This is a genomic window from Candidatus Poribacteria bacterium, assembly GCA_009839745.1.
Taxonomy (GTDB): domain Bacteria; phylum Poribacteria; class WGA-4E; order WGA-4E; family WGA-3G; genus WGA-3G.
Window position 1 is genome coordinate 47,808 of the sequence record VXPE01000042.1, and the last position, 12,286, is coordinate 60,093.

At 48.5% G+C, this 12,286-nt stretch carries 6 protein-coding genes; 3 read left to right on the forward strand and 3 right to left on the reverse strand.

The window, feature by feature from the left end:
- The first annotated feature begins 40 nt into the window (after positions 1 to 40).
- A complete protein-coding gene (locus F4X88_07135; protein MYA56050.1) occupies positions 41 to 1,375 on the forward strand; it encodes a DUF1343 domain-containing protein in 1,335 nt (444 codons plus the stop codon).
- 85 nt (positions 1,376 to 1,460) lie between these two features.
- Positions 1,461 to 2,651 (forward strand): anhydro-N-acetylmuramic acid kinase, encoded by a 1,191-nt coding sequence (locus F4X88_07140; protein MYA56051.1) that lies wholly within the window; start codon positions 1,461 to 1,463, stop codon positions 2,649 to 2,651.
- 35 nt (positions 2,652 to 2,686) lie between these two features.
- Here F4X88_07140 and F4X88_07145 read toward each other — a convergent pair whose 3' ends face one another.
- The 3 genes from F4X88_07145 to F4X88_07155 all read right to left on the reverse strand — a co-directional run bounded on the left by F4X88_07145 (position 2,687) and on the right by F4X88_07155 (position 11,557).
- Positions 2,687 to 3,724: a UPF0164 family protein gene (locus tag F4X88_07145; GenBank protein ID MYA56052.1), complete on the reverse strand. Its 1,038-nt coding sequence runs from the start codon at positions 3,722 to 3,724 to the stop codon at positions 2,687 to 2,689.
- A gap of 248 nt (positions 3,725 to 3,972) precedes the next feature.
- Complete coding sequence (locus tag F4X88_07150; GenBank protein ID MYA56053.1) at positions 3,973 to 10,335, reverse strand: hypothetical protein; 6,363 nt, start codon at positions 10,333 to 10,335, stop codon at positions 3,973 to 3,975.
- Between the two features lie 241 nt (positions 10,336 to 10,576).
- Positions 10,577 to 11,557 carry an NAD(P)H-quinone oxidoreductase gene (locus tag F4X88_07155; protein MYA56054.1) on the reverse strand — a complete coding sequence of 327 codons (981 nt, stop codon included), beginning with the start codon at positions 11,555 to 11,557 and terminating at the stop codon, positions 10,577 to 10,579.
- Positions 11,558 to 11,792: 235 nt separating this feature from the next.
- Between F4X88_07155 and F4X88_07160 the strand changes: the two genes are divergently transcribed.
- A complete protein-coding gene (locus F4X88_07160; protein ID MYA56055.1) occupies positions 11,793 to 12,263 on the forward strand; it encodes a DUF86 domain-containing protein in 471 nt (156 codons plus the stop codon).
- Positions 12,264 to 12,286 lie beyond the last annotated feature (23 nt).

Below are 12,286 nucleotides of genomic sequence, written 5' to 3' on the forward strand. Positions count from 1 at the left end.
GGTCTAACTTCCGAACCGGAACTTTACACACAAACCTCCTATGTCTTTCACGACAAAATCACAGAAAATTGAATTAGGATTGACAGTCCTGCTCACAGAAAAAAAGGACTGGATTCGCGGGAAATCAATTGGTCTGATTACAAACCACACGGGAGTTGATGCCACTTTACGAAGCAATTACCGACTTTTCGCGGCGGCATCATCGTGTCGGCTTTCTGCGATCTTCTCTCCGGAGCACGGGTTCTGGGGCGCGGTTCAAGATGGCATCGCTGTCAATAGCCTCGATGTCTCAGATGAAAACGCATCGCGAAGAAATGAAGAAATCCGCAGAAATACCGCGCTGAATGCCACAGGCGCAAATGTAATACAAGGAACGGATTTCGTCTATTCCCAGACGAAATCCAGCGTTGATTCGCACAAAACACCCCACCTCACGAGCGTCCCGGTCTATAGTCTGTATGGACAATCAGTGCGTCCAACAGCACGCCAACTGGAAGATATTGATTTGCTTATCTACGATATGCAAGATGTCGGAACGCGTTATTATACCTATATCTCAACGCTGCTACATGCAATGGAAGCCGCCAGCGACCACGACATTGATTTCGTCGTCGCAGACCGTCCGAATCCGATTGCGTGCAATGCTGTGGAGGGACCGATATTGGAAAGCGGGTTTGAATCGTTTGTCGGCATACATACAATGCCTGTCCGTTACGGCTTGACAATCGGTGAATTGGCAACACTGTTAAAGATGGAGCGTGTCCCAGGGTGCCGTTTAAACGTTGCATGGATGCCCGGGTATGAACGCGGAATGTGGTATGATGACACCGGCTTGCAGTGGGTGCCCCCCTCGCCCAATATGCCGACACTCACAACGTCAACACTCTATCCCGGCTTATGCTTGTTTGAAGGCACAAATATGAGCGAGGGCAGAGGAACGACAAAACCCTTTGAATATATCGGCGCGCCTTGGTGTAATGGTGAAAAGTGGGCTGAGACCCTAAATGCTTTGTCTCTCCCGGGTGTTCTGTTCCGTCCAACTGTTTTTACGCCTGCCCCAGTTGCTGAAACCACAAAGCACGCGAAACAACCATGCGGCGGCGTTGCAATCCATATTACCGATAGAGAACGTTTTCTGCCAGTAGAGACGGCTATCTACATGTTATCCACTTTAACTACTGAATACGGCGACCATTTTGCGTTCCGACCCGAGCACTTTGATCGATTAGCAGGAAATAATTGGCTCCGAGATGCGCTGTTAGATAGAGAGCCATTGGATAAGATTCAGGCACAGTGGACTGAAGAGCTTCAGATATGGCGTGAAAACACAACCCAGTTTTTTAATTATTCCTTGCGGAGAAACGGAGGACGTTAGGACTTTGACGTGCGTTGCTTAAATCTGAAGAAATACCCTATCAAAAACCCTGCGCCGATGTTGCAGGCTAAGGTATCATTAAAAAATGAAAAAATTTTATGAACTTTTGAAAAAAAAGAGAAAGTATGTTATCGGTCTGATGTCTGGCACTTCCGTTGATGGCATTGATGCAGCCGTTGTTGAAATCACGGGGCACGGTTTAGAAACGACAGTAAACCTGATCGCTTTTGAGACTTTTCCCTTTCCGCCCGATGTGCCACAACGCATCCTCGCTCTCTGCCAACCCGATACGAGCCGCGTTGACGACATTTGTGAAATGAATTTCTACATTGGACATCTCTTCGCGGAGGCTGTCAAACATACCCTACAAAAAAACGGAATGTTTGCGAGAGACATTGATCTCATCGGCTCACACGGTCAAACGATTCACCACTTACCCCGCCTCAACGAACCGCAAGGTAAAGTTCCATCGACACTGCAGATTGGTGAACCTGCGGTCATCGCACACGAGACCGGTATTCCTACTATCGCTGACTTTCGGGTGGCAGATATGGCGGCAGGCGGGCAAGGTGCACCGTTAGTGTCATATCCAGACTATCTGTTGTTTCGTGAGACCGCTAAAACAGTGGGCCTCCTGAATATCGGAGGGATCGCGAACCTCACCGTGCTTCCCGCTAACGGATCGTTTGATTCGGTCTCCGCGGCAGACACAGGACCGGGAAATATGTGTGTTGATGCAGTCGTGAGCGAGATAACGGATGGAACAGAACGTTATGACGAAGCCGGTCGGCGTGCCGCGCAGGGAACTCCTCACCAACCGCTCATTGACGAATGGTTAAAGCACCCTTTTTTCCATCTCCCATCCCCAAAAACAACAGGACGCGAGATGTTCGGACACACCTTCGCACTGGAATGTCTGACAGTATGTCGTGAACACAATCTCTCAGATAGGGACTCTGTTGCAACAGTGACCGAATTGACAGTCCAAACAGTTGCCCTTTACATTTCACAATTTGTGTCGGAACAGAACCCAATAGACATCCTCTACGTGAGCGGCGGCGGCGTACACAACCAGACCCTCATGCAAAGGCTCAGCGAGGTCTTAGCAAATACAGTTGTTGAACCTGTAGATAGCTCTGGCATCTCGGCGGATGCCAAAGAATCAATAGCGTTCGCAATCCTCGCGAATGAATCCCTTCATGGACAGGCTGGAAACTTGCCTTCAGCGACAGGCGCGTCTGTGCGAAAAGTTCTGGGAAAATTCGTGTGTCCGTAATTTCTTAACTACCGCGTCCTTGCAGGCAACGATTACTAAAACCTAATTCGGAGAGATATGCGATGGCTGCCCCCTAATGCCGGGTGTTTCGCAAACGCATAGTCTAATCCCGCCCCCGCGCCTGTGACGAATCGGAGGTTCAACCCAACCCCTGCTGTCAGTTGGCGAACACTCTCAAGACTCCCACTCCGTTCCGCCATTCCAATTCGCAAGGCAAGTAGATCGAAAAGCGTCCACTCGGCACCCGCATGTAACTCAACAGGACTTCCCTGGGGTGCCTCGGCTTGAGATTGACCCTGATTTTGGATGTAGGTATCCAGTGCAAGAATGAGTGTGCTTCGGAAGATAGGGAGCGAGTGTATCGTGGCAATACCAATCTTCAGATGCGGCAGTATCGTTTCGGTATGGGATGTTTGCTCTGACGATTGTGGCGGTGTATTCCAATAGAGTTTTGTCGTAAAGGCATCGCTCCCCTGCAATCCGAGCATGAGTTGGTGAGATTTTTCTGGGTTTGTCATCGCGATAATACCGACATCTGCCCCACCACCAATGGCATTTGTGCTTCGATACCCACTCATATAGAGAAGTTTGAGCGTCCCACCGAGATGTAAATGAATACCACGAAAAGCAGGTAATCTCCAACCGTTAGCAAAGAGAAAGGCGTTATCGGTATTATTGAAAGACCCAATGACCTCCGGACGGTTCATAGGTCCAACAGGACGACTGACCACAGGTAGACTGGTAATAGGAATATCGTCAACACCGACGCGGAGCCAACTGACACCGATCGCGCCTCGTTTTTTTAGTGTATGACTTTTGTCTTGCAAGTTGTGGTTTGCAAGCGGCACCACAAAACTGACAAAATCGTAAGCATCCTCTCCATTGAGCGTGGAGTGCATAAAACTGACTTCATATCGAGTGAGCTGTCCCAATCCAGCGGGATTCCAATAGGGCGCGTAAGCATTGTCACTCAGGGCAGTCCCCGCACCGCCCATAGCAAGTGCGCGGGCACCAACCCCAAGTGTTAGGAAATCAGCAGTGTATCTTGCCTCAGCGGATTGGAGAACCACCACACAGAACGTAATTACACACCCCAGAAAATAGAAGATATTTTTTTTAAGATTTTTAATTTTTCCTTGCGGAGAAACGACGTGCGTTAAGACTTTTACGTGCGTTGCTCAAATCCGCCCTCCATTTCATTACGGACTACGAGTTTTGGTTTATCCAAGACAGCCGCCTGTAACAACGGCACAGACGGATATACGGAAAAACACTTTATGCATCAAACTCACCTCACCGATGCACCCTAATTTTAAAACCATTAACGCAATTTCATCATTTTCAGTATTTCGGTTATATCTTTTTCACCGTCGCGCTGGATTCGGAGTTTAGCATAGTAAACGCCATTTGCTACCTCAACGCCATCCGCATCCCTGCCGTCCCATTCCACCATAAGAAATCCAGGCGTTGGTGGCATGGCGAGTTCCCGGATAAGCCTTCCACTCAGCGTATAGATTTTCACAACAAGTGAATCAGCGGGGGCTGTTAATTCGCAGGTGAGCGTTGTTTTGCGCGGGAAAGGGTTTGGATAGTTGAGAAACGATAGCAGTTGTAAAGTATCATGGACTCGAAACGTGATGTTCACTGTATCCGTATTTCCATGGACATCGCTTGCGGTTAGGCGAACCTCATATTCCCGCGGTTCAAGCTCTGGAGAGGGATATGTTAAAATGAGTTGATTTGAACCGGGGTGATGTGTCACCTGATACGCCTCCGGTTTAATGTGCTCATATTCACCGAACGAATCTCCGATTTCCAATAATAGCGGACGAGTGAGATAATCGAGTCCGCTTAGGTCAGTTAATGTTGCCCCGATGAGCGGTTCCGAATCTGTTGCATCCCCTGGAACAAAGTGTTGTTGATTGCCGATAGTGAGTTGTATATCTGGTGGCACAGTATCGTCAGTATACAGGAGCGTAATTGGTCCGAGTCGATCCGTTGTAGCCCGAATAGTGCCGACAGATCGGGTTTGAAACCGAAATCTATCACCAGGCGCAAAGGAGCGTTCGCCTTGCGTGAGTTGAAAACGCAAGCCGTAGGGCTCATAATGGAAGGGTTCTCCGACCGTTCCACGCAATGGCTGGTTTCCATCAGTTTGGGAACGCAAAATACCGGTTCTCTCACCTTCAACCTGAAACAGACTATCCGTCAGGAAGAAGATAATCCACTTATCCTTCGGCATAGTGGTGTCCGGCGAAAGTTCAACGTAACTGACGGTCCCCGTGCCGCGGTTGGTATCCCTGAACCCAGAGGCATACCAACGCTGCTCTTGTTGAGGGGCATCAAAATCTGGCTCAACATCTACTGATTGTACAAGCGAAGTTATGTTGAATGTCAAGACATCCCCGAATACAAAAGGTTTTTCAAAATCGAGCTCTACATTAAGCGAGAAGCCGTGTCTGGAGTTTGGGGAATCCGTAGTAAAGTTTGCAAGCTGCTCCGCGGATGCAATAACTTCCAATGGTTCAAATACCCGTATGTCATCCGTTGAAGGAGCAAGGAAAAGCCGATAGGTTTGAGGACCCGTGAAGAAGAGGACGTATTTGCCGGTCCGAGCACCTTCGGGTTGGACGCGAACATCGCGAAGCGCGCTTTCTCCAACGTTATCCTCACTTACGTTTGTTACCTGTATCCGCTGCTGTAACGTCCCCGTAGCATCGGCAAGTTGTTGAGAAGGAAGCCTCGTCCAATTTCCGAGCGTCGAGTTAAACATATAAACACCCAACTCACGTGCCCGGGATGCAACGGCGGCTTCAACGGATGCGCGTATGGCATCCGAGGACAATGTATCCGTACCCCCAAATTCATTGGGCTCCTCTTCCAAAAGTGTATCTTCGGATTCCGTGCCGCCCAACAATTCTCGCGTGAGTTGGGTTCTGAGAGCATCAAGGTCAAAGCTTAAGTCGATCGCCACCGAAGAGGTAAGTTTAATAGAGTCTATTGCGGACGAGGCTGCCTCGCCACTCCGGTCACCAACAACGATCTCATATCCGTAAGCGGAGATGCCAGGAAGCGGTGCCCGTTTGGACATTCCCTGTAAGGCCGAGGTGCCCTCGCCCCTACGTGGAGATGAGGCTTTCGGAGTCGTATCAAGAGAACCCGCCCCTATAGTTTCTACAAACTTTCGTTCATCTAACGGACGGACTGCCAATACTGCTGCTTCTTGGAAACCACTAGGCGGAACAGTGATCACGCAGTTCCGGTCCAAACTGGTAACCTGACTTGAAGAAGTCGTTCCCACCGCATTTATATCGACAAAGAGTCGTCGGTAAGCGATATTGTCCTCCTCATCGTTTTCAAGGACATTACCTGGCTGATCCGCTTCAGTTTCTATCACATCAATATAGACGAATATGTCCTGTGTGCCGAGCGGTAAGGCATCTTTCAGATTTAAAGTAGCGGTTGCAATTGGTAGTGTATTTAGGGGATCTGGTTCATACACATCCTTCTTTGCACCAGGGTTTGCCAACGGCGTGCGTTGCCTCCAGTCGTTGGGCTGGATTCGGGTAGTTCCGATGAGATTCACATCGTTGTCAACAAGCATATCATCGTTAACATCTGGATTGCCGCTGAAAAAAGCAACCTCAATAGGGATCTCTATGCCTTCGCCTTCTACCTGTACATCCGCCGAGAGATACCATTGCTCCGTTTTCGTATTGTAGCCGTACCCAACCCTATCAGTTCTGTCGACCTTTACAACCGTAAGATTAGGATATACGTAGGGATAATACTGAAGTCTGTTGCTTGTAACCGTGTTGTTGTCTATATCCGTGACTTGAAGATTATACCGGATAGAGGAACCATCCATAGGCGCGTTTAGGGGTTCAGGCACCGTCCACCATCCGTCTTCCGACAACGGAGGATCGGCGGGAACGAGCCGAACATTCTCCCACGCTCGACTCTGTGGGTTGCGCCATTCCAAGAGCACCAGGAACAGCTCTTCTTTTTCATCGGAAACCTGAACAGAGATGCGGAACTTGCCTGCATCGACTAACTCGGGTTTAATGTCAAGGATTTTTGGGATGTTGACGGTAAATCCATCACCTCCAACAGCAACAGTCGTGTTACTTTGCGCGTAGTACTCGACATGGGCATCACCACTGTCAATGTTTTTCGGAACAGAAAAAGTCAAAGCAGGATAAGCACCGCGGTTAACATTTGCCGTTTTTGTGAGAATCACGTCTCCAGTGTAGTATTTCACTGGACCCGCAACACCTTGAGCCGTAGCTGTTTTCCCAGGAAATAAAGCTTTAACGGTGAGTGTGCCGTTAAAAGAGGTATCGGTAACAAAACGTTTTGTTTGACTTGGGGCATCGTAAGTGGCAGTCTGGACGTGCCCCCCTGCAATTCGGAGGGTATCCCCAGGGGCAACTGTTTTTGTCTCAATAGTAGGTTGAATTTCACCATTAGCGATAGCAATTTGTAGGGCAGGATCTCCGAAAAGGGTATATTCCATCATAATATCAATTTGACCCGTGCCTTCTGTCATCAAAAGTTCAACCTTTGAATCGAAACTCAAGGGACCAAGTTGCCGGATGTTCCGTTTAAAGAGCATGTCAAAAATGATACGGTTGAGAGCGTCGTTTCCGCTACCGTATGTGAGACGGGTCGCGCTCAACATGCCGATGATACCGCCTCTCTCTTTACGTAACAACTTCTCCGCCATGCTCGGTTCCCCCGGCTTGTCAAAATAGCCGTTGTAACAACTCAGAACCAACATGAAAGGGATTTTATCGGTTTCCTCAACTTGATCGACGGAGGCATTATCAAAGATGGCTTCGTGCGCCCAGACGATTCTGCCGCCGTGTCCGGCATATTGTGCAAGTACAGCCCCTTCTCCAAGTGCCTCGATGATTTGATCTTTCGCCACGCGTTGGGGCAAGAGTCCCGGGTAATCCGCTGGATGTGCCTCCACTTGGTCAATAACATCTTCAAGGAACACCTCAACCGTTTCATATCCAAGACGGGTGTGATCTTTCGCTATTTCATCAAGGCTTTTCTTAAAGATAAAATCTCCAGAGTTACTAACTTCGTCGTCGGCAACAGAAATAATTCTTCTCCGCCAGTCCCCGTTAGGGGGTGCTTGTTCGTAGGCGATGATCTTGTCAACGACTGCATCGGCTTGATTAGGAGTCTCAACACTGAGTCTACCTATATAGAAATCCGTGAATTCATCGTGTCCGGAAACAGTCGCATACCAATGATCTGCCGCGGTCCGTCCGAAGGAATCGGTTCGTATATAATGGGTCGGAATGTATCCAGTTAGCTCGGGCGGTTCAGCATAAATATCCGTGTCAATGCCTCGAAAATCGAAGGTGCCATCGCCAAAGAGGACTACATAAGTCAGTGACGGCGGGGTCCAAGACTGAAACGCATGCTTTAGAAACGCCTTAATAGTTTTCGGATTTACATCCCCATCCCCAAAAGTATTGTAAATATCATCGGTTGTAACAACTTTGGTGCGGTATCCGCCGCCGCCAGGTGCCGATCGCCACGCCGCCAATCGTTGGGCGGCAGAAAGGAAGTTAGGATGTGTCACAATTAGATAGTCGGCACCGTGAACTGCAGTCGCTAAGTCGGTAGGCACAACGACCTCAACGCGATCAGGCTGACGCAATGCCGTATTGGAAACGGCGATAAATTGTGTGCTTCGGGTATCAGGCACTTGGAAAAGTGCGTTATAGGAATCGCGGTTAGAAACCCCTCCCACATCTACTTCCACATTCACACCCTGCATCTGGGCAGTAAGGTAGGTCCCATCCGTCTCAAAGATATGTATCCCCGGGTCACGGAACGCCTCAATTTTATACTGGAGTTTACGCCCTCCAGGAAGTTTCCGCTCTTGGGAGGTTGCATCGGCAGTGGGCGATCTGAACCATAACTCATCAGCAACAGCCCGGAAAAGGCGAGTATACTCGACAGAAAAACGGTTGAGGTAGACGTGATAGGGGTATCGAGTGGTATCCTCATCAACGTTGCTGTCAACTCTGGCTAAAGACAACACGTTCTGTTCGCCTTTGACGTTGTCCTTGAGCGTATCCCAAGTGCGCAATGTGCGTCCAATGGTGAGTGTGTCTTGCTGTTCCCACTTAGCAAAATCGATCCGGACTCCATTAATAGCGACCAAAATCTCGTGTGATACCGGTGTGCCGCCTTGTAAATCAACGGAGATGCGTGGTGGATCGAAGCTTTTTGCGACATCATAGAGCGGAAATTGGAGACGCATCTCGGCAGCATCGCCTCCATTTTTGATACCGTCCCAGTACCAGAAGTCCAAAGCATCAAACCAACCGTGCTTGTCACCAGGTGAAACAGTCTCGGTATAGACAAATTCGAGGTTACTCGTCAGGTGATCCTCTTCAAAATCCACTTTAGAACGGAAGGTGGGAACCTGTGTCGCCGTTTGGTCTGTGGGGCTGGCGGTAATCTGTGGCACTCGTGTCGGAAGGCGAGTAGGTGTGGCGCCATTGTCAATCGTGAGCCAATAGACATTCCAACGACTATACCGATTTTTAGGCTTATGACCAAGGAAGAAGATAGCATCGTTCGGGTCAAAACTTCCATCCGCCGCCCCGCTGATGTAGATAGGAATGTTTCTGTTGCCTTGTGTGAGTTGCAATCTTGTCGGATGCGTGCCGATGAGATCTATACCCCAATCGTTCTGCAGAGATGCCGCTGTCACTGCGTAGATACCTGTCTCTTGGACAGACAACTTATAGCGTGTTCCGTTACCCGGGTTAGGGATGAGTGTTGGTGCTGCAGGCACTAGTGGACGGGGTGCTCGAAAACGGGCGGCTTGCTCAGCGTTCAAGAGTTGATGTGAAAAGGCACGCTCAAAAGCCTCCGATTCTGGGGCAATTGTCCCTTGGACAGGAAAAATGTGTGAACCGCTTCCTTGCGCTGTTAGCGGTCCTTCTTGTTCCGTATAGGAGAAACGAATGTTCACTGTGAAACGTGAATACAAACGCAGCGTCCGGGTGTTCGGCAGATATTGCACCGGATAGAGTGCCAACGCGATAACCCGCTGACTCCGAATATAGCCTTCGCGCACGATCCGAGCAAGCGGATGTCCAGGGTATGAGCGGTTTCCAGCAAACGCGCCATTTTCTTTTAACCGATATGCGCTCCCGCTTTCTGACCAGTGCTGCGAAGCTGCGTGTTGTGAATTGCGTTCATGTATATCAAAAATCGGAACTGGAACGAGACGCACGCCGGTGCGTGTCTCAGCAGACGCAGTAGAGACATCGACTGCTTCAATTGTAGCCGTCGCGGGTATACCGAGCATGAGGCGCGTGACAGGAACTCTGGGGTTTCCCGGTTCGTCGGTGAAGTGACACTCGGCGTAACGCACCTCTTGGTAGCGGACATTATTCCGAGTTACTTCAGATACAGTCAGCTCCGGCAGGGTGAATTGAAGCGTAATTCCGTCTGTTGATGTCGTTTGGGTAATCTTTGCGAAAGAATCGAGGTGTTTTTGCTGGGTGTTTTTGCTTGGGTCTTTTCTGCGGATTTCCGCACAAACCTCTCCTACAAAGATGAAAACACAGATGCCCAGTAGAATACCAAACTTGAATAAAGCATATACAGGTTTGCGCCCCGTTCCTATCTGTTTTGAGAATAGCATTCAGTTTTAGAGTCGTCGGTTGTCAGTTGTCAGCGAATCAGAAAGTTTGCAAGTGTGCTAAAGTTTGCAAGTCGGTAAAGTTAGGGAAAACCCTCTTCTGACTTCTCAACTTTCCAACTTTAGAACATTTTACAGATTTATTGAAGACTGATAACTGAAGACTGATAACTTTTCCCCCGATATTTTGAATACAAAACTTTGTGTTATAAGTGTTTGGTATAGCACAGATTCTTCACTTTTTCTATCTCACCTTTAAAATAATTTTCCCGAAGTTGCGATTCGCTTCCATGTATTCGTGGGCATCTGATGCCGCTGCTAATGGAAAAACGGTGTCAATAATGGGGCTGATTTTGCCGCTCCTCAATTCGGGCAACCAACGATCCATAAAGCGTTGCGTGACACCGATTTTTTCGTCAATGGATCGAGTCCGCAGGACAGAACCTATCAGTTGGAGCCTATTGCGCATCACTGTGTTGAGGTTAATTTCTGTGACTGAACCGCTGATTAATCCGAGTTGTAAAAGCCGACCTTTTGTTTTCAGCACAGAAAGGTTCCGTTCAAGATAAGCTGCTCCGATAAAGTCCACAACAACATCTACACCTTGACCTTCTGTCAAACGTAGAATCTCAGCAACGAAGTTGCTTTCTTTGTAGTTGATGCCCTCTTCCGCACCGAGTGCCTTGCAATTTTCAATTTTCTCCGGGGTCCCTGCGGTGATAAAAACCTTAGCACCAGCGTGATGCGAGATTTGGACACCAGCGGTGCCAACACCGCTTCCTCCTGCATGAATCAGGATTGTCTCACCGGCTGATAATCCGCCCTGTGTGAAAATATTGTCACTTGCTGTAAAAAATACTTCCGGTACCGCGGCGGCTTGTTCGAAAGTCCATTCGTCAGGCATCGGCATTGCCATCCGGTAATCAATGACGGCTTGTTCTGCATAACCGCCACCCCCAACGAGTCCAAAAACGCGATCCCCTTTCGACACTTCTTTTACAGCGCGACCCACCGCTGCAACAGTGCCAGCGATTTCTAAACCGAGGACCTCGGAATCCCCCGGCGGCGGGGGATATCCCCCGCGGCGTTGAATCATATCGGCTCGATTTAAGGCAGTCGCATGGACATCTACCAAGACTTGTGTTTCTGTTGGATTCGGCGATGGAATTTCGCCTAATTGCAGGACTTCCGGTCCGCCATCACCCGTTCTAATAATCGCTTTCACTGTTTGTACCCCGTTTTCTCTTTTAATATTTCATCTAATTTTAGCATATTTACGAAGGTGATACCACGTTTAAAGGCAGGTTTCAGATCTCCAATTAGTCAGAGCCTGAAGAGAAGAAGAGCAACATAAGGCATATAATAGAAAAGTAAGAGGGTTACAACTTTTTAGGTTTCTTAGCGTCTAACAGAATTGAACCCTAACAGGACGAAAAACTATATAAGGAAAGGAACAGGAAATGGGAAAAAGGAAGGTTAGAAACGCAAAGAAAACTGAGAATCGCCGCTTCAACCCAGTAAAAGCGAAGTTGGAATCTATAAATGAATGTTTTGACCAATTACGGTATGGGTTGCCGGCAAATCAAGAAGAATATATTGAAGCGGATAGGATTACACATTCTTATGTTAAAAGCTGCTTCCTTATGATTATTCAGCGTGCTGTGGACATCAACAACGTTATTATCGAATTTAGCGGACAGCCACCGCCACAGCAGAAGTATCAAAGCTTCCGTGCCTTGTATCAAAACGGTGCGATCAATCAGGAAACCTTGGATTTCTTCATCAAGGCTTTAGATTTCTATGAAAAGATCGCGAATCCCTACCAAGAACTCGCTCTTTCCGAACTGTATGATGCGGCTCTCCAACTTTTGAAATACGGTGAAGCCTACACCCACCAACTCGAAAATTTCTTTGTGAACCATTCACCTTAACGAGAAAAGGCACGGCATAAACC

What these genes read in the sequence shown, in the direction of transcription:
- F4X88_07140 (MYA56051.1), top strand. Translation starts at nt 1,461, where the DNA reads ATGAAAAAATTTTATGAACTTTTGAAAAAAAAGAGAAAGTATGTTATC.
- F4X88_07135 (MYA56050.1), top strand. Translation starts at nt 41, where the DNA reads ATGTCTTTCACGACAAAATCACAGAAAATTGAATTAGGATTGACAGTC.
- F4X88_07160 (MYA56055.1), top strand. Translation starts at nt 11,793, where the DNA reads ATGGGAAAAAGGAAGGTTAGAAACGCAAAGAAAACTGAGAATCGCCGC.
- F4X88_07150 (MYA56053.1), bottom strand. Translation starts at nt 10,335, where the DNA reads ATGCTATTCTCAAAACAGATAGGAACGGGGCGCAAACCTGTATATGCT.